Source organism: Psychrobacillus sp. NPDC058041, assembly GCF_042885655.1.
In the GTDB taxonomy this organism is placed as follows: Bacteria; Bacillota; Bacilli; order Bacillales_A; family Planococcaceae; genus Psychrobacillus.
Genome location: NZ_JBHVRO010000011.1, coordinates 52,464 through 75,694, shown reverse-complemented (window position 1 = coordinate 75,694; position 23,231 = coordinate 52,464). Strand labels below are relative to the sequence as shown.

Annotated in this window: 25 protein-coding genes and 1 pseudogene; 3 read left to right on the top strand and 23 right to left on the bottom strand. The window is 34.8% G+C overall.

Features of this window, described 5'->3' with window-relative positions; genetic code table 11:
- Positions 1-22 precede the first annotated feature (22 nt).
- The 8 genes from ACFVR1_RS16170 to ACFVR1_RS16135 form a co-directional block, all read right to left on the bottom strand.
- Entirely contained in the window at positions 23-499 is a 477-nt protein-coding gene (locus ACFVR1_RS16170; RefSeq protein WP_387585483.1) for an AraC family transcriptional regulator, read from the bottom strand.
- A gap of 59 nt (positions 500-558) precedes the next feature.
- The gene (locus ACFVR1_RS16165; protein WP_387585482.1) at positions 559-1,185 is read right to left on the bottom strand and encodes a histidine phosphatase family protein; all 627 of its coding nucleotides are present in this window, start codon (positions 1,183-1,185) and stop codon (positions 559-561) included.
- A gap of 59 nt (positions 1,186-1,244) precedes the next feature.
- Positions 1,245-1,991, bottom strand: a complete 747-nt coding sequence (locus tag ACFVR1_RS16160; protein WP_387585481.1) for a class I SAM-dependent methyltransferase — start codon at positions 1,989-1,991, stop codon at positions 1,245-1,247.
- Positions 1,988-3,475, bottom strand: a complete 1,488-nt coding sequence (locus ACFVR1_RS16155; protein WP_387585479.1) for an amidase family protein — start codon at positions 3,473-3,475, stop codon at positions 1,988-1,990. The genes ACFVR1_RS16160 and ACFVR1_RS16155 overlap by 4 nt, the downstream gene beginning before the upstream one ends.
- Positions 3,475-3,909 carry an NUDIX hydrolase gene (locus tag ACFVR1_RS16150; RefSeq protein ID WP_387585478.1) on the bottom strand — a complete coding sequence of 145 codons (435 nt, stop codon included), beginning with the start codon at positions 3,907-3,909 and terminating at the stop codon, positions 3,475-3,477. The genes ACFVR1_RS16155 and ACFVR1_RS16150 overlap by 1 nt, the downstream gene beginning before the upstream one ends.
- 127 nt (positions 3,910-4,036) lie before the next feature.
- Positions 4,037-4,360, bottom strand: a complete 324-nt coding sequence (locus ACFVR1_RS16145) for a DUF378 domain-containing protein (RefSeq protein ID WP_387585476.1) — start codon at positions 4,358-4,360, stop codon at positions 4,037-4,039.
- Between the two features lie 72 nt (positions 4,361-4,432).
- Positions 4,433-4,609 carry an asparagine synthase gene (locus ACFVR1_RS16140; RefSeq protein ID WP_387585475.1) on the bottom strand — a complete coding sequence of 59 codons (177 nt, stop codon included), beginning with the start codon at positions 4,607-4,609 and terminating at the stop codon, positions 4,433-4,435.
- 910 nt (positions 4,610-5,519) lie between these two features.
- Positions 5,520-6,767, bottom strand: coding sequence for a helix-turn-helix domain-containing protein (locus tag ACFVR1_RS16135; RefSeq protein ID WP_387585473.1), 1,248 nt, complete (start codon positions 6,765-6,767; stop codon positions 5,520-5,522).
- Positions 6,768-6,918: 151 nt separating this feature from the next.
- Here ACFVR1_RS16135 and ACFVR1_RS16130 point away from each other — a divergent pair, with 151 nt between their 5' ends.
- The gene (locus ACFVR1_RS16130) at positions 6,919-7,677 is read left to right on the top strand and encodes an SDR family NAD(P)-dependent oxidoreductase (RefSeq protein ID WP_387585471.1); all 759 of its coding nucleotides are present in this window, start codon (positions 6,919-6,921) and stop codon (positions 7,675-7,677) included.
- Between the two features lie 355 nt (positions 7,678-8,032).
- Here ACFVR1_RS16130 and ACFVR1_RS16125 read toward each other — a convergent pair whose 3' ends face one another.
- Positions 8,033-8,383: a winged helix-turn-helix transcriptional regulator gene (locus ACFVR1_RS16125; protein WP_387585469.1), complete on the bottom strand. Its 351-nt coding sequence runs from the start codon at positions 8,381-8,383 to the stop codon at positions 8,033-8,035.
- A 127-nt stretch (positions 8,384-8,510) separates the two neighbouring features.
- Here ACFVR1_RS16125 and ACFVR1_RS16120 point away from each other — a divergent pair, with 127 nt between their 5' ends.
- Positions 8,511-8,861, top strand: coding sequence for a DoxX family protein (locus ACFVR1_RS16120; RefSeq protein ID WP_387585467.1), 351 nt, complete (start codon positions 8,511-8,513; stop codon positions 8,859-8,861).
- Positions 8,862-9,092: 231 nt separating this feature from the next.
- Here ACFVR1_RS16120 and ACFVR1_RS16115 read toward each other — a convergent pair whose 3' ends face one another.
- From ACFVR1_RS16115 to ACFVR1_RS16075, 9 genes are all read right to left on the bottom strand, one after another.
- Positions 9,093-12,224, bottom strand: coding sequence for an Ig-like domain-containing protein (locus tag ACFVR1_RS16115; RefSeq protein ID WP_387585465.1), 3,132 nt, complete (start codon positions 12,222-12,224; stop codon positions 9,093-9,095).
- A gap of 425 nt (positions 12,225-12,649) precedes the next feature.
- Positions 12,650-13,531, bottom strand: coding sequence for a DMT family transporter (locus ACFVR1_RS16110; protein ID WP_387585463.1), 882 nt, complete (start codon positions 13,529-13,531; stop codon positions 12,650-12,652).
- Positions 13,532-13,888: 357 nt separating this feature from the next.
- Positions 13,889-14,848 carry an NAD(P)-dependent alcohol dehydrogenase gene (locus ACFVR1_RS16105; protein WP_387585462.1) on the bottom strand — a complete coding sequence of 320 codons (960 nt, stop codon included), beginning with the start codon at positions 14,846-14,848 and terminating at the stop codon, positions 13,889-13,891.
- Positions 14,849-14,982: 134 nt separating this feature from the next.
- Positions 14,983-15,264, bottom strand: a complete 282-nt coding sequence (locus ACFVR1_RS16100; RefSeq protein WP_387585461.1) for a hypothetical protein — start codon at positions 15,262-15,264, stop codon at positions 14,983-14,985.
- 9 nt (positions 15,265-15,273) lie between these two features.
- Positions 15,274-15,660, bottom strand: a complete 387-nt coding sequence (locus ACFVR1_RS16095) for an SHOCT-like domain-containing protein (protein WP_387585459.1) — start codon at positions 15,658-15,660, stop codon at positions 15,274-15,276.
- A gap of 12 nt (positions 15,661-15,672) precedes the next feature.
- On the bottom strand, positions 15,673-16,038 hold the full coding sequence (locus ACFVR1_RS16090) for a DUF2089 domain-containing protein (protein WP_387585458.1): 366 nt from the start codon (positions 16,036-16,038) through the stop codon (positions 15,673-15,675).
- A gap of 263 nt (positions 16,039-16,301) precedes the next feature.
- Positions 16,302-16,976: an ABC transporter ATP-binding protein gene (locus ACFVR1_RS16085; protein WP_387585457.1), complete on the bottom strand. Its 675-nt coding sequence runs from the start codon at positions 16,974-16,976 to the stop codon at positions 16,302-16,304.
- Between the two features lies 1 nt (position 16,977).
- Positions 16,978-18,012, bottom strand: a complete 1,035-nt coding sequence (locus ACFVR1_RS16080; RefSeq protein WP_387585456.1) for an ABC transporter permease — start codon at positions 18,010-18,012, stop codon at positions 16,978-16,980.
- A 178-nt stretch (positions 18,013-18,190) separates the two neighbouring features.
- A complete protein-coding gene (locus tag ACFVR1_RS16075; RefSeq protein WP_387585455.1) occupies positions 18,191-19,159 on the bottom strand; it encodes a DMT family transporter in 969 nt (322 codons plus the stop codon).
- Between the two features lie 136 nt (positions 19,160-19,295).
- On the opposite strand from ACFVR1_RS16075, the gene ACFVR1_RS16070 reads away from it, so the two are divergent.
- A complete protein-coding gene (locus tag ACFVR1_RS16070) occupies positions 19,296-20,174 on the top strand; it encodes a LysR family transcriptional regulator (protein ID WP_387585453.1) in 879 nt (292 codons plus the stop codon).
- 135 nt (positions 20,175-20,309) lie between these two features.
- Here ACFVR1_RS16070 and ACFVR1_RS16065 read toward each other — a convergent pair whose 3' ends face one another.
- The 5 genes and pseudogenes from ACFVR1_RS16065 to ACFVR1_RS16045 all read right to left on the bottom strand — a co-directional run bounded on the left by ACFVR1_RS16065 (position 20,310) and on the right by ACFVR1_RS16045 (position 23,173).
- The gene (locus ACFVR1_RS16065; RefSeq protein WP_387585452.1) at positions 20,310-21,122 is read right to left on the bottom strand and encodes a class I SAM-dependent methyltransferase; all 813 of its coding nucleotides are present in this window, start codon (positions 21,120-21,122) and stop codon (positions 20,310-20,312) included.
- 86 nt (positions 21,123-21,208) lie between these two features.
- Positions 21,209-21,706 (bottom strand): NUDIX hydrolase, encoded by a 498-nt coding sequence (locus ACFVR1_RS16060; RefSeq protein ID WP_387585451.1) that lies wholly within the window; start codon positions 21,704-21,706, stop codon positions 21,209-21,211.
- Positions 21,707-21,814: 108 nt separating this feature from the next.
- Positions 21,815-22,225, bottom strand: coding sequence for a GNAT family N-acetyltransferase (locus ACFVR1_RS16055; RefSeq protein WP_387585572.1), 411 nt, complete (start codon positions 22,223-22,225; stop codon positions 21,815-21,817).
- A gap of 9 nt (positions 22,226-22,234) precedes the next feature.
- Positions 22,235-22,768, bottom strand: a pseudogene (locus tag ACFVR1_RS16050) (GNAT family N-acetyltransferase); the annotation flags it as partial.
- A gap of 42 nt (positions 22,769-22,810) precedes the next feature.
- Positions 22,811-23,173 (bottom strand): hypothetical protein, encoded by a 363-nt coding sequence (locus ACFVR1_RS16045; RefSeq protein ID WP_387585450.1) that lies wholly within the window; start codon positions 23,171-23,173, stop codon positions 22,811-22,813.
- Between the last annotated feature and the right edge of the window lie 58 nt (positions 23,174-23,231).

Here is a 23,231-nt window from a genome sequence, read left to right as displayed (position 1 = left end):
GATTCTCCTTAATTACTAAACTTCACTTGGCTTTAATCGGTACATATAAATCAACCTTGCACTTTCCTTCTGGATCATCTGCAGGATTATTCATATTAAATTCTAAGTTATTTCTATTGAAATCTGCTTCATAATTTTCATTAGGCAACCAGTATTCAAACATGTATTGATAAACTAGAGCTAACTTTTCAGGTGAATCATAAAATGAATAAAGAGCATAGAGCCCGCCATCTACTTTTTTGAATTGCATATTAGGATGTTCTTCTTTTTCAAAATCTTTTGGTATAGTTACACAAGCATCATGTCGACATTTATCCGCTTCTACTAAACTTTGATTATCTAAAGATATACCTATAAAATGTTGAATGGGTGGAAATAGCCCGTTTTTCGCTGACCATTGAATCAGTTTCCCCCAATGATCTTGCGGTTCAAAATAACTTCCGATACGTCTAACAAACGCTACTTCATATTCAGGTAAAGTTTTAATCAATACATTCATTTTCCTACCCCCTCGCATAATTTATAGTTTCTGTTCTTGGGACATATGCGTCTTTAGCATTAAGTTAACTCTGATAGATGCGATGTGTCATTTAGTACACTCAAGGTATGTTGTTTAAAACTGTTTTCATGTAGTACTGATATACTACCTACTGATGCTGAAAAATATGCTTCCGCTAACATTTCGGTTTGGAAATTCATCCACCAGGCTATTATGTATCCTAATGTCCCACCATGGGTCACAATAATTAGATTCTTACTCTCAGAATTAAATATTCTTTCCATACAATCGCATACACGACTATAAAATTGTCGCCATGTCTCACCATCTTGGAATTCTTGATAATCAAGATCAAAACCATCAAAATTACGAGGATTTCTGTTTTCTCTAGCCCAATCCTTTGTTTTCCCTGTTGCTATTCCAGTGTTTATTTCTCGAAGTTCCATATCTTCAAGAATTTTAATATTTAGATGCTTTCCAACTATTTCTGCAGTTTGCTTTGCTCGCATTAAATCTGAAGTGTATAGAGCATACTCTTCAGAATTTATATTTCTTTTCAATTTTAGCCCAACTAATTCTGCTTGCCTTCTACCTAAATCTGTAAGTGGAGTATCTGTCCAACCACCCGTCATATTATTAATATGGTGCTCTGATTGACAGTGTTGAATGAGTATAATTTTTCTCATTTCAAATCTCCTTATTAGTCTTCATTTTAAAACTTTATTGTATTCTTCTAGCTATCCTCCTAAAGCTTCCTACATTTAATAATTAACGAAGTTGGTATAGATTTTGCTTTTTCGTATGAGTACCATCTATTTTCATGCCTTTTAATGTCTTCTTCAGAGCACCAAACATCCTCCACCACTTTTTCAATCTGAAAACCATGATTAATTAATGTATTAATATAAGTACTGATTCTAAACTGTTGCATAATTGCGGGATTCCCCCATCCCTCATGGTCGTATGGTCCTTCCTCATGATACGATTTATTAAAAGTTAGAACTCCATCTTCATTGCTTACTCGACTATGCAATGGATGCTCCCAACTAAAAATAAAAAGGCCACCCTGTTTCAAGTATTTATTAATATTGGATAACGTCTTGTCTAAATCAGTTGTCCAACCTAGAGCATAAATAGAATATACAATGTCAAAATAGTTATGTGGCAGCCCTGGATTAACTTCCATTGGTGATTGGAATAGTTGAACAGGTGAACCACAACCCTCTAGTAATAGGTTTGCAGAATTAATTTGTTTTTCAGATAGATCTAAGCCCCATAGTTCAGCTGCATTTCGCTGATTCATATATTGTAATGAATGCCCACTACCACACCCGATGTCTAACACTTTTAAATTCGTAATATCCCCAAATAGATTAAGATCATCTTCAAGTGGAGCCATTGGTCCATACTCAGGAAGTGGATTTCTTCCATAAAAACGTTCTGCTGCTGCTTCCCAACTATGTTTGTTTTTTTCTAGTGACTTAATATTCATTCCATAAAACCCCCATCATTTTTTCCTATTAAGCATGGATTTTTACGATGCTTTGTAGCCTGCTCAAAAGCATAAGCAAACTTAATTAAAATTCCCTCACTAAAAACAGAACCTGCAAAGGTTATTCCAAATGGTTTTCCACTTTTCATATATCCTGCAGGTATTGCTATAGAAGGATATCCTGCTTTTGCACATATGGTGGATCCTATATAGGAAGGAAAAAGAATAGCATCTAGATTATATTTATTAATAGCATAATCAATTCCTTGTTCTTGAGAAAAGTACAAATCTTCCAATCTTGCATTCAAATATTCTGGATTTCTTAATGTATTAGGTAAGTGTTTTCTTTTCTCTAGATTATCTTGGCCGTACTTTAATGCTTTTTCTCCTAAACTTTTATTGAACTCAATTAATTCCCTAAATGAATGAACAGGTTGTTGCGGAGGTAATTTAGAAAGGTAATTATCTAAACTATGTTTCAGCTCATATATTGGCACTCCCCAACTCCATTCCCTATGGAAAGAAGGAATTTCTATATCTTGAATGACCATTGCTCCTTCCTCACCAAGAGTTTGAATAGCAGAATTAAATAATTCTGCATCATATTCATCCGATTCATTAGAAGCGAGATTGAACACACCAATTCTTGCACCTTTTAATCCATTCGTATTTAAATATATCGTGTAATCTTGTAGTGATTGTCCATCACTTTTAAGCGTCGCAGGATCAAGAGTATCGACACCAGTTAGTGCTCCTAGTAAAATAGCAGCATCGGTAACGTTTCTAGCAAATGGTCCAGCTGTATCTTGAGAATATGTAAAAGGAATAATACCTGTTCGGCTTATTAAGCCAACAGTAGGTTTAATACCAACTACCGAGTTTTGAATAGCTGGGCTAAGTATAGAAGCGTCTGTTTCTGTACCAACCGATAATACAGTGAAATTAGCAGCTACTGCCACAGCAGAGCCCGAACTAGAACCACCAACAAAAAGATTTCCATCGCCATAAGGATTTTTTACTTGTCCGCCTCTTGCACTATAGCCAGCCCACATTTCCGAAGACATCGCATTTGCTAATTCTGTCATATTTGTTTTTCCTAGGATGACAGCTCCTGCATTACGAAGTTGTTCAACAAGAAAAGCATCACGCTCGCTAATATGATTTTCTAAAGCTATGGTTCCTGCACTTGTATGCATGGAGTCATTTGTTTCAATATTATCTTTTAGTAAAACTGGTATTCCATGTAAAGGCCCTCTAGATCCCTTTACATTTCTTTCTTGATCTAATGATTCTGCAATGAAAACGGCATCAGGATTGATCTCCAAAACAGAGTTAATCTTTAAACAGTCCTGATCATATTTTGCGATTCTATGTAAGTAATACATGATTAGCTCTTTTGAAGTTATTATTCCGTCTTCCATACCTGCTTGTATTTCTTGAATGGTCAATTCTTCTCTGAGAAATTTATTAAATTTGATTACCATTAAAACTCTCCTCTACTCTTCAAAGCCTCGGCTGCTACAATACTGTCGCGCAAATAATATTGTATTTCCTCGTTTTTTACAATTTCATCGGCAGTCATCCAGTGAATAGACTCAACTTCATCCGGACTTTTTGGGTACGGTTCGCCTTTATCCCATTCACAAAGAAATACAATGTCCACAACTTCTTTGCCATTCGCCAATACAAAAGAAGTATTCCGTACATATTGAATAAGTTCCTTCACTTCAACCCCAACTTCTTCAAACAACTCACGTCGTAGTGTTCTCTCCAAAATATCTCGCGAATCACCTTCATGGTCTACTGTTCCACCTACTAAGGCCAATTCTCCGCCTGCATGTGCTTCCTTTGTACTTCTTCTTATTAAAAGCCACTTATCGTCTCTAAATACCGCACCTTCCACATTTATAAAAAACATATGTATTCTCCTTCCACAAAGCCACTATGTATTCTTCGTGATGTGTAACAATATTTCCTTTCCTTTTTACAAAAAGTATAAAAAAACTGACAACCCTTTATTTAGGGTCATCAGTTTTCCATGGAGACTAATCCTTTTCATAATCCTTTTTAGAAGAATCCTTAACATCTGTAAAGTCTGGTTCCTCACCAAGTTCAGTTCCGAAATTAGGATTTCTGTAGCTTCTATGATCTCTGTCTGAAACTACATCTACGTCTCCAACAGGGTCAAACAGAAGTGGTAAGCATAGTAGTCCACTTAGTCCAACAAGACCAAAAATTATTCTGGATAATCCTGTAGTCTCTCCACCAAATATAGAGGAGACTAAATCATACTTGAAAAACCCAATTAGACCCCAGTTGATCGCACCAATTATAACTAAGACTAAAGCAATCCGAGATATAACTCTCATGGATTAACACCTCCTTATTTTTTATACGGAGCAAGATGTAAGGGAAGGGCGCATACCTTCCTTTACGAATCATTAGCGACGATGTTCGAATAAATCGATTGTTCCTAATACGATATGGGCTACACCAAAGCCAATAATCGAACTCGTTATTAACGGTGAAATGTTTCTACTATTACGCAATACCATGCCCGTAGTTGTTACGGCTGTTCCAAGTACTGTGGGGATTAATCCTTCTCGTATATTTTCCATAAAAACACTCCTTTCGCTAATTGCTAAGATTCGTCCTTATCTTTCGCAATAAATACTCGTTTAATACAGACCAATGCAATTTAAGCTTTTTAAAAGAATTAATTTAATGAAAAGGGATTTTAATTATTATGATAAAAAAACGATCATTTATTCTAAAACGAATATCAAAAAAAGAAAAAATCGATAACCTTTATGATGGGTTTTCGACTTTTCCTTTTTATCAAGAAGCTTCATTTGTATATGAGTTTCGCCTACCGATTAATCCTTTGTTATCTCTCTTTTTCTCATTAATTTGTGCCATTAATTGTTAGGAAGATAACTGACCTAATCTATGGAAAGGATAAATTCCAAAGTGCCGGTCAATACTTATCATAGACAACCAAGAACAAGAAAAAGAACATGCTCATCTTTAGTCGATATTTAATGGTAATGTTGTTGCTCACAATCGGAAATAAAAAATGCTGAAGTAATAGCAAGTATTTTCTCTAAAAATAGCACGCTTTTGTATTAATTGGAATCGCTTTTTCCCATTTCCTCATTCATAGTATATATCATTTACATCCACTTTATTTCTAAGTTCTTAAAGCAATTTCCGACATGAATAAAGCCGATTAATCCTACGTAAAGAGAATTCAATTTTAAATAAATAATTCGTCAATAGTGAACCGAAATCTCTTGTTTATTTAAAAGAGATTTCGGTTTTCTTATTGTACTCAGAAGGCTAAGCCTATTTTTTTTTGACATTAACAACGGGGGAAGTTTACAAAATGACCAGACTTACTGAACGTTCTATCGATACTATTCAAATTTAGATTTATTGAGAGCAAAGAAGAATGACAGCGGTTAGTTGGTCTATTCAAGTCAGACTTAGAAAAAATTGTGCAAATTCTTGCTGCAAAAATAACAGAAATCATGTTGAAGAAATACCCGAAGTATGATTATTATTTCTATACTGCCTTGGGGTTAAACCAGTGTATTTTTTAAAAACTTTTATAAAATAACTTTGATCGTTAAAGTTTAGCCAAGTGCTAATTTCTGAAATTGAATATTTCGTTAAATGTAATAAACTTTTCGCTTCCTCTATTCGTTGCCGTTGTATATATTCACTTATTGGTATACCAACTTCTTTTTTGAATAGAGATGATAAATAATTAGGACTTAAACTACATATTTCCGAAAGTTGATCAAGCGTGATGTCACCATACAGATGTTTATAAATATATTCCTGACATGTAATAATTGTTGCAGAATATTTCTCTACATTTAATTGATGCACTCGTTTGGTATAATCCATTATTGCTTCTTCCGTTAAGTTCAATATCGTCTTTAGGCTTCTTAATTCCTCAAGTTGTTGAATGTAAAAATCACTTAAGGTAAAGGCTATTTCCTCATTTAAGCCACCTTCAATCGCAGCTCTGCAAACAAGTGCAATTCCGGTTATCATTAAATTTTTTTCACTTCTTAAGCGATTTCGTTTCGACAATAATCCTAATTCTGCCTCACCAACAATGGAGTAATCAAAGGTATCTTTTATTTTATCCATACGACCGTTTTTAACGTAATCAAGCAAAACCCGTTCATATGAAAGATTGGAGTGGAAAATGAAATTCCTTCTTCCTTTGGAAAGCTCGAGTTCCAGTTCTTCAGATTCAATTATTACGAGGTTCAACTTCTTATTGTTTTGCAAGACTATCTTTTCATCTAACATTTTACGGTAAGCTAAATAATAAACCAAAAGGCTAATCGATAATAGTTGTTGCTTATCTATAACAGGGACGGATTGATAGTATTCTATGAGCTTCCCTTTATTCACGTTTCCTTTAAAAACATCCATGACTTTGGAAATGTCTTCTTTCGATATTTCTGACTCCAGCGTAGGTCCTACAATAATAGATCCTAAAAAAAGACCAGTTTCTTTAAGATTGATAAAGAAACAGTTCAAATTTGAATTCGAGAAAAAGATAGGAAAATCATGTGGATCCTCGTCGTAATTATATACCCTAATCTGCTCTTTGAACGGCTCATAGTATGGATTTTTCCGCAGTTCATTTTTTGAAAGCTCATATTCAAACTCGCCAAATTGATTGACATAATAAACAGGGATTTGATGAATGTCATAAATGAGCTGACAAATATATTGTAAATCTTCTCTAATCATCTACCTTATATTCTCCTCTCACTTTTTTATTCCAAATACATTTTATTCACATTAAAAAAGTACCATTATCCGTAAAATACTACAATATATAATCCTTTACTCGCAATAAAATAAAGGACGTAAGATATTATAAAAAAAAGGGGAGTTAAACATGGAATTAACAAACAAAATTGCAGTAATTACCGGTGCTGGAAGTGGAATCGGAAGAGCAAGTAGTTTGAAACTTGCTCAAGACGGCGCAACTGTTGTCTTAGTAGATTACAATAAAGAAACAGGGGAAGAAACATTAAACCTAATTAAGGAGCAAGGCGGAGAGGGAATCTTCGTTCAGGCTGATGTATCGAAAAGCGAAGATGTTCAAAACTATGTAAATAAAGCAGTTGAAGTATATGGACGTATAGATGTATTTTTCAACAATGCAGGTGTAATCCAAAAATTTGCACCTTTCACGACAGTAGAAGAATCTGAATTTGATCGTATTATGAATATCAATGTAAAGGGTGTCTTCCTTGGAATGAAACATGTGTTGAAAGTTATGGAAGAACAAGGAAGTGGATCTATTATTAACACTGCTTCTACAGCTGGAATTCGCCCTGAACATAGTGTAGCTGTATATTCTGCGAGCAAACATGCTGTTATAGGTTTAACAAAGGGTGCTGCGTTAGAATATGCAAAAAAAGGAATTCGTATTAATGCTCTTTGTCCAGGTGGAGTTCAAACAGCTCTAACAGCAGGTGTTGCCGATCAGTTTGCACAAGGTGGTTACATTCCTGAAGAAATTTCAAATATGAGACTTGGGCGATATGCTGAGCCAAATGAACTCGCTGAAATGGTAGCTTTCTTAGCATCAGAAAAAGCAAGTTATATGACCGGTTCAATTGTTCTTGTAGATGGCGGGTTAACTTTATAGTCAATAATAACATCTTAGTGTAACAGGTAGAACACTGAAGAAATAATAAGTATACACCTCTCCTAGTTATTCTAATTTAGTTAATTGCTTTAAATGTATTCAAATAATGTAAGGAGTTGCTGTGGCAATTCCTTTTTTTATCCTAATTTTATAGAATTCAAAGTTTAGTTTGTAAAAGTTTTATTTATAGTAAAGATTGTTAAAATCACCTCTCAAATTATACTGAGAGGTGATTTTTATTGGGTATTTATGTTAAAACAACTATACATTGTGAAGGGCGATTAAACTAACTAACGGAGCCGTATAGTTGAAGAAGGATAAATAAAAAAGAGCTGAATACAGCTCTTTTTTATGTTCATTGAGATTCAGGCTTTTCCCTGTAAAGCTCATCCAAATGTTGTAAATGATTTAATCCCCATTCATGCATTGGCATTAAAACTGGCATTAACCCTTTTCCGTATTCAGTAATGGAGTATTCAACCTTTGGGGGTATTTGTGCATAGATTTTACGATTGATAATATCGTGATATTCTAATTCCCTTAATTGGGTTGTAAGCATTTTTTTCGTTATACCAGGAATTGAACGTTGTAGTTCACTAAAACGCAATGTACCATTTTCGATAAGATGATAAAGAATTACTGGCTTCCACTTTCCGACAAGAATATCAAGAGCAGTTTCAATTCCACCATTACAACTATTAGTCATAAATCTTCCCCCTTGTATCTTAGGTATCTTTTTGTATACTATGACACATTAAAGTGACTACTTCTAAATATTTCTCTTATCAATTATTATAACCTTAGGATTTAAATTGAAACAAGGAGGGTACTATATGAACATTGCACTATGGATTATTCAAGGTTTGTTAGCACTAATGTTTATTGGTGCAGGAGCAACTAAGTTACAATATGAAAAGGCAAAAAAGTCACTCCCATGGGTAAGTGATTACTCGAAGGGCTTTATTGCATTTATTGGGGTTGTAGAAGTTCTTGGGGGAATTGGATTAATTCTTCCATTCGCTTTAGGCATAGTTCCAATTTTAACACCCCTTGCAGCTATTGGTCTGCTATTAATTATGGTGTTTGCAGCTGGCTTCCATGGGAAGCGTGGGGAATATAAAGCGATTGGTACAAATATTATCATTATCGCCTTAGCTCTATTTGTCACAATTGGACGTTTTTAATTTCAAATATATAAAAATACATTATAAAACTAACGTGAAAGGACAAGGTGATTGTTATTCAATTAACAGGTGCTTAAGTTGAAAAAGAAGGAATTTTTTTCAAAAAGCCTGTATCTAGATTACATAGTAATCATAGATACAGGCTTTATATTTTAGTAACTTATTTCCCATATATAAATTTAAATCAAAGACCGTTGAAATTGTATAATATAGATGAGCAGAGCCAGACCTCTATTTTACTTGTGCTAGCACTGCCTTTGATGGTGTTTCGTATTTCACATAACCCTTAATGTTGGTGATGTAGAGGCTTCCGCCTACGCCATATTGCCCTCCATATTTGCTGTCATACCGGTAGACTCGATATACTTCTCCAGGGTTTAACACACGTTCGAAGACTAGCTTATCGCCTTCTCGTTTCCAAAGATTGATTCTTTTCGTAATGGTAACTAGACCAATTTGACCTTTTTTCAGCTCCAAACCTTTCCAAAAGACAGGCTTTTGTGGTTTAATTTCTTCCTTAATAGGCAGAGTAGCAACAACTTTTCCTTCCTTGCTTTTATTTGCATGTTTATCCTCAGCAATAGCCGTAAAGATATCTCCTGGGATTGGAGCCGAAATAGAGTACTTGAAAACGCCATTCTGATCTGCGAAAGTATCCCCAATATACTTTGAATTTTTGTAGATTGTTACTTTTGCATTGGCTTCCGTTTTACCACTAATTTGCTTTGAATCACTTGTAACTGGATCAAATGCCGGTACCGCAGGCGGCGTAATATCACGGACAGTCGAACGAATATAATCGCTCTCTCGTCCCTCCTCATTTTTTGCGTAAAAAACTAGAGAATAACCATCTGGCAACTTTCCGCTATAGAACTTAAAAGTCCCGTCAGGTTTCACCTTCTGGGATTGGTCCCGAAACAATTCATCTTGGCTTTCAGCAGAAACATAAATAGTCGTATTAGGTTCTGCTTTTCCTGTAATATATTCATTTTGATCGGAAAGAAAATCTATCTTTGGTGGCTGGGGCTTCTCCAATTTATAAGTGACAACAATTCTTCCTTCTTCGCTTTTATTTTTATATTTATCCTCAGCAAAAGCAGTAAAGATATCTCCTGGGATTGGAGCCGAAATCCAGTACTCGAAAACGCCATTCTTATCTGCGAAAGTGTACCCAATATAATTAGAATTTTTGTAGATAGTTACTTTTGCATTGGCTTCTGTTTTGCCACTAATTTGTTTTGAATCACTTGTAATAATATCAAATGTTGGTACCTCAGGCGGTGTAAGATCACGGACAGTCGAACTGATATAATAGCTCTCTCGTCCTTCCTCATTTTTCGTATAAAAAACAAGAGAATAACCACTTGGCAGCTTTCCTGTATAAAACTTAAAAGTCCCGTCAGCGTTCACCTTCTGGGATTGGTCCTGAAACAATTTGTCTTGTATTGCAGCAGAAACATAAATAGTCGTATTAGGCTCTGCTTTTCCTGTAATATATTCATTTTGATCGGTAATAGAATCTATACTTGGCATCTCGGGCTTCTCGGTTTTATAAACTGGTACGGTAATAATATTGCTTTTAATCCCTAGTTTTGATTCTGCCCAAACCTGTAATTCCGTTAATCCCTCAAGGCTTGGAAGGTCTAATGTCAAATTTCCGGATGATTCAACGATTGCAATCACTTTGCCATTTCCTGCTACAACCACTTTGCCTTCCTCCTCGTAGGCAGCTAAGGTCAGCTTGTTCGTTTGAAGCGTCACATCACCATAAACCATAGGATCATACGGTTTATAATATTCATCCTTGACTGTTAACAGGAAGGAATGTGAAAAATAAGGGTCTGTTGAACCTATAATAGAGGCAGTAACGGTTGTTGTCCCTGCTTTTTTGGCTAAAATATTGCCTTTTTCCGTTATTTCAGCAACCTCAGGGTCTGAAAAAGTTATATTCAAATCTTTTGACTTAATTTTCTCTTTCCAACCCCCATTTGGAATCGAAAACTTTTCTAAAATAAACCCACTATACACAGACCCAATAAACAATTCTAATGTTTTTGGTGTACCTAATTGATATTGTGGAGATCCCACAAAATTTGCTGGATTTTGTACATCAGAGCGATCAATAAAATTGAAATCAGTTAACAATGATTGTAATGCTGGAAGCTTAGTCATTTCACTAATAGAATGAATATAGTTCGAATTAGCATTAATCGTCTCCAATGAAGGGAATAATTCAGCATGCTCTCCTAGTAAGTTGATATTAAAAATGTTATTGTAGTTTATCTCCAATTCCTTTAGATGTTGATAAGGAATATCTGTTTGAACAAGCTGTGATAAATCGGTAATCTCATTTCTGTACATTATTATATTTTCAATGGACGGAAACAGATAAGACATTTTCTTGGCACCTTCCATAGCAGAAAGTTGATTATAACTTAAATCTATATTTCTAAGATGGACCAATGGGTTATTAATCGCATCGAACAAGGTACTAGCGTCCTTTAATGAATCTGATATCTTTAATTCCTCTAATGTTGGCATAACGTTAAGGAAGTCATAATTTACCTCAATGCCATCCAATCGAAGATACTTAAGCTTTGTTGCCTTTTTCAAGTCATCTCCCTGAAAGACTTTAGATTTATTATTATTAAAGAGTGTTAATGACTCTAGATTAGGCAGGGACTGTAAAAAACGAGAGCTACCATTAAAATCAATAAATAATTTCGTCAACTGCGGAGCCTTTGTCAATTCACTAAAATCAGGAATCGATAAACCAGTTATCGCCAAATCCGTAAGCTGTTGCATACTTTCAATTCCAGCAAGCGAAGTAACTTGTTTTCCGGAGAGGTCAAGTTTTTGTAGGTTTTTTATTGAAGAAATCGTAAGCAACGGTTGATTATGAGCAGAGTTAATCACTAATTCACTTAAATTCGAAAGTTCACCTAGAGGAGAGAAATCATTTGCGTAAGTACCAGATAAATACAAACTCTCTAAACTTTTTATTTTTGAAAGCGGAGTAAGATCTGTTGGGTCGCCGCTTTCATGGCTGTTTTGAATGATTAATTGTTTAATAGGCAAACCAGCCAGTTTCTCCATCCCTTTGAAAGTTGTGATAGTCCCCGAATACCAATTTCCAAGCGTTATGACACCATTATTTTTCTCTACACAGCTGGATATTCGATCGATAGTGGTTTCCTCGTCATATTGGTGGTCACAAAAGTTAACATAATCCTCTAACTTTTTTTGAAGCATGGAATCCTCTAATTGTATAACCGTATTACCAGCTAAATCAGAAGCATACACAGGTGAGTGTGAACTCAGTAAGAATAATGCAGTAAAAATGGATAAAATAGTATGTTTCATGTAATTCTTCCCCCAAAATCATATATATTCCTTTATTATCTTAGAATAGGAAGATAATAGATATAGGAAGAACATGGGTTATTATCCGTAAAAAAGAAAATTATCATTGCATATTTGGTTAAGTAGAAAATTATTTCAGATTGGTCTAGGGTAATACCTCCAAATTTAGAACGGTTTGTATTGAGTCCTATAACAACAATAATTTATTTCAAAAAGGGTTAAGAACAAAGGATGCTTAGTGCGGTATGTTATATTCCATTCTTCCTGGTTACTAAAATAAGTCCGATTTGTATGCAACCATTGATTTATAGGCATTTTAAAGACCGCTAATTCATATGAGAATTGGCGGTCTATTTCGTTCTTTATATGGTATTTCGTATCACTCAACTGGGTAGCTTAATTATATGTAGAAACGCTCTCTTTTTTTAAGTTATTTCTTCTATGCTTTTCTTGTTCAAAAATCCAAATTTGGTTTCAGAAATAATAATTGCACAAAGTATAAGAATTGCTCCTATGGTCATTTTGAAAGTCATTACTTCACTTAAAATGACAATCGAAAATGCCATTCCCCAGAAGGCTTCTGTGGATAAAATAATTGCTGCTTTTGTTTCCGAAATGTATTTCTGAGCAACTGTTTGTATTAAAAAAGCAATCGTTGTTGAAAAAACACCTAGATAAAGGAGATTGATCATTCCTTCTGTTTCCAAAGAAAAAGAAGATTCCCCTCTGAACAGAACAACAATCCAACTGACAACAGCCGCCACTATCATTTGAACAATCGTAAGAGCAATTGGATCCTCATTTTTTACAAACTTAGATGTATAAAATATATGAAATGCAAAACCAATCGCACAGCATAAAGTTAGCAAATCACCTATATTAACTTCAGAGGATAACTTAAGAGACAATACCGCTATACCCATTACGGCCAGAATAGCACCAATTAATTCGTACATATCAATTTTCTTCTTATAAAAGAGAAAACCAATAAAAGGTACAATTACTACGTTAACGGATGTTAAAAATGCATTTTTAGAAGGTGTCGTAAATTGAAGTCCTATAGTTTGAAGAGCAAAAGCAAGGTATAAGATAATTCCTAAAAGCGCTCCTTTTATCATGGTACTTCTATTTACTTTCTTCAGCTTTTTGTAAAATAAAATACTTAATATTACTGCGCCAATCAAGAACCTTCCCGCTAAAATTTGATAAGGAGAATAATATTCTAACGCTATGGCACTGGAAACAAATCCACTTCCCCATATAATTGCTGTTACAATCAACAATATTTCACCAATATATTTTTGCATTTAAACCACCAGCCTTTTTTCAATATTCTAAGTATAGCTTAATTAAATTGAAAAAAAAGACATGATTTAAAACAATTCAAAGAAACCTTAGCACTCAACCTTTTACTTATTACTTTATTATCTAATCCTAGCCTTACGAAAAAAATCTTCGCTCTCCTTTCATTCATAAAAAAGTGCATATAAAAAAGACCAGAATATATTGGTCTTTAAAGTCATATTTTCTAGGATTGATACCATGACGAATTCTTCCTTTTATTACTTTGAGGCGAACATCATGACAATGTCCTCTTACAAGCACGATGTTCATAGTGGGGTTACTGACTGCAAATAATTGTTCCTAAAGTGAAGTAGGTACAATCACCCCTTATTGATTTCAAGGATGACTTTCCCCTTTGTGCGTCCACTTTCAACATGCCTGTGAGCTTCTATGATCTGATTCAAAGGATAGCACTTCTCAATAACCGGTTTTAATTTCTCTTCCTCCATAAGCCCACGTAAGAAATCCAAATCCCTATCATTAGGTTTTGCAAGATGCACTTTAGCTTTCTTACGACCAATCAAAGGACTTATTATCAATTGAATTGGGTGATACTTTGGGTAAAGTGCATGCTCTGAAATGTAAACACCCTTCTTGGTTAGTGAACTCATACAACTAAAAAAAGTCCGCTTACCAACCGCATCTAAAATAATATCGTACTTTTTCCCGTTATCTGCGAAATCTTCCTTAGTGTAATCTATCACGTAATGTGCCCCAAGATCTTTAACCCACTGAAGATTCGAGGTACTACAAACAGCTGTTACTTCGGAACCAAAGTGCCTGGCAAGCTGAACAGCAAAGTGCCCGATACCGCCGGATGCACCATAAATCAAGACCCTTTGACCTTGCTTTATTTGTGCTATATCTCGCAAAGCTTGCAGCGCCGTTTGAGCAGCACATGGTATAGCCGCTGCCTCTTCAAAGGTTGCGTTCTTCGGCATATGACTTAAAACACTTTGGCGTGGGCAGACATATTCTGCATGGGATCCGAGACAACTCCCAAAAACATGATCGCCAACCTTAAATCTGTGTACATTTTTTCCGACTGCTTCAACCGTACCGGAAACGTCTAAGCCCAGTATAAGTGTTTTCGGCTTTGTAAGACCATTCTCTAATCTGGTAGGCAAATAGCCCTTTCGATACAGATAGTCATATGCATTGACCGAGGCATTTTGCACTCTGATCAATACCCTATCGTCATCCTTGATGGATGGAAGTTCGACATCTTTTATCTCCAGGACTTCAGGAGGACCATAGGATTTGTAAATAGCAGCTCTCAACTATCTTACCTCCTTGATTATCGGCATCTTGAGTTAACCTTTGCACTTTTCACTAAATATTATACGAATTTTCAATCTTTTTTATGAATTATTAGACTCTGATATAAACCATCAAATTGGATTTTTTAATTGATTTACAACCTTATAAATACTTCTGTTCCATCTTTTGCTTTAACGTCAACTATATTAAGCCCTCTATGTCTTTTTAGTTCTTTCACAATTTCTTTTAGTTCCATTTTATTTAATTGTGGAATAGTAAATGACATTTCTTTTTCTTTCATACCTTCTATCATCCATTTGTTCATCATTTTATTCCACAATTGTGAAGAAAGAATAGAAATACCAACGTTTAATACCAAATAAGGAACTGGAATAGAGAGTCTGACTCCCTTCGATTTCACTTTTACGTTTAACATATGGGTACTCTATTCAATCGTAACGGAAACTGTGTCGCCATTTGCTGATCTAACATCGACAATTTGACCGTCTAGTTCATTTTCAATTGCATCCAGAATTAAGCTAATATCGATATCTTTTACGTATTTTTCCGACTGAGGAATACTTGATGCAATATTATGTCCAGCTAATAACACTACTTTCACAAGCTTGATTGGCAAATTGACATTAACATTGTCATTTTCAGCTGATACAACACGTACTTTCAACATTTTGTCTGCATAGGTAGAAGACTTTGGTGCAATAGTGCTTCCGGATTCTCTATCTTTTAATACTTGAATAAGCTCAGAAGCCTTCGTAGCATCTAATTTCCCTTCTTGTACCATTGTTAACACTTTTTCAATTTCAGTATTCATCGCCATTTCCCCCTATTCATCTTTTAAAAGCTTAATCGCTTCTTCCGAACTTATCTCTCCGTTTGCTAACATTTCAATTACCTTTTTCTCATCCACTTCGTTTTTCTTCTTTGTTTCGTATCCAAGAGAACTAACAACCTCATTCAGTTTCCCACGAACTGTTGGATAAGAAATCCCTAGTTCCTTTTCAACTTCCTTTATATTGCCCCGGCATGTTAGAAATACCTCAACAAATCGAAGTTGCTCACTTGAAAGGGAAGCCAATTTGGATAATTCAAATTCATTTTCAATCGTTGTCTGGCAGTGAGAGCAGTGTAACTTCGTGATTTTTAATGTTTCACTACAGACAGGACAATGACTAATAACTGGATATCCCATAAAACTGTTAATTCCTCCTTTCATTTGTATTCATCATATAACAACGCATTTATAAAATCAATATTAAAATTGAATAAATGAATAAAATTAAAAGTATTAATAAATAATATTAATACAAAGATAAAGTTAATTTGAAAAAGCATCTTCTTTCTATAAAAAATTCTGTAATTAAAGATGCTTCAATTTAGATAATGAAATACAAGAAGAAAAAAAACAGCCTACGATACCAAAGTTTACGGTTTCGTGAGGCTGTTTTTTATTTATTATAAAACTAATCCATCTTTCATTGTAATAATATGATCCGCGTACGGCAGCATTTCTTCGTCATGGGTTACCATCAATGTCGTGATTTTCAGGGACTTCGTCAACTCTCGAATTAATGTCATAACGTCTTTCGATCTTTTTGAGTCTAGACTTGCTGTTGGCTCATCGGCAAATAGCATTTTTGGCTTGTGGATGATTGCTCGGGCAATTGCAACTCGCTGTTTTTCTCCGCCTGATAATGATGCGGGGTAGGCTTTTTTCCGATGATCCATTTCTACCAATTTGAGTGTCTTTTCAACTTCTTCATTTTGTTGAAGTTTGCTCATCTTCGTTTCTGAAACGTCTAGCATTAGCATTAGTTGTTCCTCAACTGTGAGAAAAGGGACGAGATGCGATGATTGAAAGACAAATCCGAACTCGCTTGCTCTGATTTTTCGAATCTGCTCCTGGTTCATGTTGGTCATATTTTTTCCTTGGAAGATTACTTTGCCATCTGATGCGCGTTGCAGTCCTGCCGCAATTGTAAGCATTGTACTCTTACCAGATCCAGATGCACCTACTAAAGCTGTTATTTCACCTTCTTGTAGAGAAAGGTTAATGCCTTTTAATACTTGTTCTTCCACTTCGCCATTTGTAAAAGTTTTGGTTACTTCATCGATTGTAAAGATTGTCATATTACACCTCTCCTTGTTGAATAGCTTGCAGTGGTTCAACTTTTTTAATTTGAAGACCAGAAAGTGTTGCGCCTATAAATCCGATGATTAAGAATATGATTGATAATTGAATAGTTGTTTCGAGTGTTAAACTGAAAGGCATTCCTTCGGGTGCAATTGTCGCAAAGCCTTGGCTTAACGCAACTGATAATACAAGTGCAGTCACGGTGATGACAATCATTTGGTACCACATCATACCGAACAATCGGCTTGTTTTAACACCGAGCGCTTTCAGGATTCCGTATAACCCTATCTTTTGTACGTTCATCATGTAGAAGAATATCGCGAACAACATTCCACTAATGACAACTAAAAACCAAACGATCATGTTGAGCGACATCTGTTCCGCATTGTAACTAGGAATCGTATTTAGGAAATCTTTATTAGAAAATGATTGTAAACCCGATACATCTTGTACTTTCTCTGTACCCGGTATGAAAATCAATTGCATTTCCTGTGCACGGTAAATTTCTTTATAGTCATCCATATTGATGAAAGCAACAGGGGCATGGCTATATTTTTGTTGATCGACAAATCCCGTCACTTTAAATTCTCCATTAAACTGATTGTTCGTTAAGATATCTCCGACTTTTATACCGTCATCTTCCATTGAACGATCCAGGATTACCTCTCCTTTACCAACAGATTTAAATAACTTCGAATCTGTTGAAGTGACAAATGCAACACTATGTTGCTTGTCTTCAGTATCGTTCACAAAACCCATTTGAATCGAAAATGCCATCGCATCTTTCTGTTTTTTTAATATATCTGCTTGTATATCTACATCTATTTTCGAAAGATTGTATGTTTCATTCGCATCCGCATTCATATAGAATTGTCCGTCTGGTAAATCCTTTATCAAAGCCGCATTATCTTGAGATAGCCCATTTGATAATCCAGATATAATGAATGTTAAAAAGCTTACTAGAAATATGATAGATCCTAAGATCGTAAATTTTGCTTTATTCTTCTTCATTTCTTTCCATGCAATATTCATTTTTACCCCTCCGTATTTTCTTGATAGCTAGAGTATATTCTCGCTAGATGAACGGAAGATGAATTTAGTGTTACGGTTTGGGAGAATGAGGAATTATCATAATGAATTCCAAAAAAAATAAAAGTGTCTTCTTTCTACAGAATTTCATCTGTAGAAGAAAACACTTTTATTCGTAAATTCAAGAAACACTTTCTTGCAAGCCTCTTTTGACCTGCGTAGGTGCATCTATCTTCTGCCGCATTCTGACAAAAATATTATTGGAAATTAAAGCGAATATAATTAGCCCGACACCTATTACTTCATAAGATGTTATTTGATTCCCTTGAATACTGGAAATAACAAGCGTTGTAACTGGTACAAAGTTAATAAATAATAGACCATTTAAAGGAGATAGAATACTAACTCCAATATTCCAACCTAGTAATGCAATAATTCCTGGAAAAATAATCATGAAAGTTAAATGCGGACTGACAATTTGGATTGTTTCCATACTCGGTAAGTTTACTTTTCCCGAAAGAGTTAATACGAAAACAATTAGTGCCGCAGTTCCTGTACCTAATAGACAACTTAATGTTGAATAACGGAGCGCAGACCAACCTCTAAACTTATTTCCTCCCATTGTGTAAACAACCCATCCAATAACCGCTAATAATATAAGGAAAAATGGAATGATATTGTTTGTTGCAGATAAGAACGAGCTAAAATTACCTTTCGTAATAACAAGCAAAGCGCCAATAAAAGCTAGTAATACACATACCAATGTGAACGTAAATGGTCTTCTTCTATGTAGGATCCAAAAGATCACTATAGATATCATCGGCATTAAAGATTCCATAATAGAAGCAACCATTACCCCTGGCCCTCCTAAAAGATTCTCTCCAAAAAAGATTAGTAAGTTATATACAGTAAAAGCCATCGTACCGAAAAACCATAATAGTATCCCTTTTCCTTCGAATCGAAATGCTTGTTTTCCTTCTTTCCATAAAAGAATCACTACTAAAATAACTGTCACTGTTCCATAACGGAAAATAGTAAAATAGAACGGATCAATATATTTAAAAGCATCATGTGCGACAGGAAACATAGCACCCCATGACACACTCGCAATAAAACATAAAAAAGTACCTAGTAAAATATTATTTTTCATAAAACTAAAATCTCCTTCTTGGTTTTCCCTTATACATTAAACTTTATAAACTACTATCATGTAAAATGAGTAATATTGATGTTTACTATCATTTTTAGTGATATCATAGAGAAAAAGGTTAGAAAGGGTTTCAAAAATGGAGTTTAAGGATTTAGAGATTTTTCAAAAGGTCGCCGAGAAAGGGACTGTCACAGAAGCTGCAAAAGAATTAAGTTATGTACAATCAAATATCACTTCGAGAATTCAGAAGCTCGAAACAGAGTTAAATACTCCATTGTTTAACCGACACAATCGTGGAATGAGTTTAACACCTGAAGGAAAAAAACTTTTAGTATATTGCGAGAAAATACTTTCGCTAACAAATGAAATGAAAAAAGTGGTACAAAGTAAAGAAGAACCGTCTGGAAAATTAGAGATTGGCACAGTAGAAACAGTCATCAAACTACCTACTATTTTATCTACTTATACGAAAAAGTATAAAAACGTTGATTTTTCTCTTTTCTCAGGAGTAACGGAAAAGTTGCAGGAGAAAGTGTTGAACCACCGTTTGGACGGAGCTTTTGTAACAGAGACAGACATCCATCCTGATTTAATCGCTCACGATGTTTTTCAAGAGGAGCTTGTTTTAATATCGGATAGGAACACCATATCCATTGAACAATTAAAGAGCGAGCCAATCTTATGTTTTAGCAAGGGTTGTGGCTACCGAGCAAGACTCGAAGCGTGGTACACAGACGAAAATATTACTCCTAAAAAAGTCATGGAATTCGGCACATTGGAAACCATTTTAAGCAGTGTTGTGGCTGGTCTTGGTATTACATTTGTTCCGAAATCGGCAGTGTCCCACTTGCAAGCAAGAGGACTGATCAAATGCCATTCTCTACCTGAAAAATATAGTAAAATTAAAACCGTTTTTATAAGACGATCTAATACATACCTAACAACGACCGTCGAAAAGTTTATCGAAACAATTGAACATAGCAAAGGTGAAACATCTGAGTTGATGTCTTTTTAACCATTTCACCAAAAGTAAAAGCGTCTTCTATCTACAAGGTTGACCTGTAGAAGAAGACGCCAATACATCAATTTCAAGAAACTGTTACACCAGTGTTTTGTTTCATTTTTCTAGCCTCTCTGCTTCTTTGTTTACCTAATGCTTTTTTCTACCAACATAAAGTAAATGAGATGACACTCCTAGAATATGAGGATCTGCAGCATTATTTATAATTAAATCAATAATTTTTTCTACCTCATTTTCTCCTTTTTCTCTCCAATAGTTCCAGCTTTCATTATTTAAAATTGCACCTACATTTGAACCTATTAACTCTAAAGTTTCAAATCCTTGTGCTTCCATAAACGGTTTTATTTCTTCAATATTAAAATAATATGCACCTGTAAAACGTCCTTCATCTGCATGATTAAAGCAGCCCGTTTGAGAAAACTGAGTGATGGAATCCATGTTATTGTTCGGTTTCCAATTCTCTGGAGATATAAGTGATGAAAAAATATGCCTAATTCTAGACATGAAAGCTACAAAAACAATCCCATCTTTTTTAGTAACTCTATATAATTCTTCCACAGCTTTAATACGATCATCTGATTCTTGCAAATGATACATAGGACCAAGCATTAGCGACGCATCGAACTGATTATCTTCAAGTTTATTAAGATCTCTAGCATCGGCAACATAAAATCCATTAAACTGCTCATTTAAATTAAGCTCATTTGCTTTACTTTCCGCAACTTCAACTAGCTTTGGTGTTAAATCAGTCAATGTAACCTTATAGCCTTCTTTAGCTAGCTCCATGGAATACTTTCCTGGTCCTGCTCCGTTATCCAATACACAACCATTTTTAGGCATATATTTTTTTATGTAATGCCAATTCACTTGAAATTCAATTGGTTCTCTATCAAGTCGTCCCCATTCATCGAATTTCCGATAGTAATCAATAATGTTACTCATACATCCACCTACATCCTTTATAGTTACTTACGTCTACATTTTTTAGTGAATCCCATACTTTAATAAAACTAAACCGTGCAAAGTATTTACACTAAATGAAAATTCAAAGCATCATTCAGCATTTCTTGATAGAGTTCATTCCAATTATGATAATAATCTTTAACTTCACCAGGATCTATAAAGACCCTTTGTGATGACTCATAAGCTGCATCAAATGCATGTATTTTGCTAATATCCATTCGATAGAAAACCTGATATCCAACCTTAGGATATGAACTCTCTTCATTCCATTTAGGATTATCATGATGATCAACAATTATATAGCCAAGAAGATGACATTCTCCGCCGACATAGCCTTCTTCCATTGCTTCTCTTTTAAAACATTCCTCAGAGGTCTCACCTGACTCGAGATGGCCTCCAGGAAAGTCCCATCCTCTATGATTTAAATCAACTAATAATAGTTTGTTATTGTGAAAACAAAAGCCATGGACACTTGTAATTAAATTCTGCTCAGGAAGTCGATTATCACGTTTCCAAGTTAATTTAACTTTTGATTCGCCCCATTGGACATAGGTCGTTGTCATACTCTTTTCCCTCCCTTTGAGATTGCTTCTTCTTCATGAGAATTATGGAAAACCATTAGATTAGGCGAAAAAAAAGTTATGACCTTTAGCCAGTTCTCCTTCTTTCATTCACCATTCCTCCAACGTTTTCCTAAATCCATAAAACCCTCTAAAACTTTGGTTCTCATAATACGTGCTGGAAGAACTGGAAGTAAGAAGTTCCATTCGCGTTTTAGGAAAGCAATTATGTACGTATTTTAATAAATCTGTACCGATTCCCAAACCTCTATAATTTTGATCAATTATTACTTCGCAAACGAAGAGTGAAATATAGCCGTCAGTTATACCTCTTATACTTCCAATTACTTTGTCATTTGCACAGGCAACAAATGCAACATTTGAATTACTCCATGCATTTTTTGTCTCTTCCTTTTTTGTCACAAGATTATTCCATTCTTCTTGTATGTTTAATTTGTGAATGCTTTCAAAGTCTTCTTCTGTATATGCTCGAAAATGGATGTTCTCTTTAATTTGTTCCATATTTTTTTTCCACTCCTGCTCTAAGATACTGTATAAAGAAGAATCTCTCCAACCATCTTTTATTAATAAATCTTCACGCATTCTACCTTCAAGAGTCATGCCGACTTTTTCCAATACCTTGGATGAAGCAATATTTCGAGGATCACAAGTAGCATAAATACGATGAAGTTGAGATTGTTTAAATCCAAATCCTATCAACAGTTTTGCCACTTCTGTAGCTATCCCCTTGCCCCAAAAATCTGGATTGATAATATAACCTATCTCCCCTGTTTTATTTCGGATGTCTCGAATATTAAACTCTCCTGCACCAATCAATCTCTCAGTTTCCTTTTCAACTATAGCAAAAACAAATCGTGTTCTTTCTTCCCTTTTAGCATCTAACAGAACTTGCTTTACAAACTCCTTTGAATCCGTCTCGGTATTTGGACCCCATGGTTGATACTGGCAAACCATTTCTTTTGAAGCATATTCATGCACATCTATCCAATCTTTTTCTTCCATTTCACGTAAAAATACACTTTCACTGATTAAAATTTCTTGCATTCCGTATCCCTCGCACAACCCTATTATTTTCCTATCGATTTCTTAAAAATGAATATTTCCCCAAGTAGTTATATTATAATTTATCCACTCGTCGACTTGTTTTTTAGTAAAATACTTTTCTCCATTCAATTGAATATAAGGTATAAATCGATATGTATCAAAGCTCGAATAACCTGCTCTTTCAAGAGTTTGACTTGCTATTAATTTATTAAACTGTTCAACATCCATACTTAAATATTCTGCAACTTCCTTTGCTGTGATTAATCCATTGTCCAGTACTTCTACTTTATGTATGGGGGCTTTAGCTTCTAATGATACGTTATTACTTTTACCAAGTTGAAAAGCTAAGAAAAAAAGAGCTATGCTTAATAAAACAATCGAAACAGATAAAAAATGTTTACTCATATTATCACTCCTCTAACTAATTGTATTCTCCAAAACTGGTATTATCTCCTTTAAACAC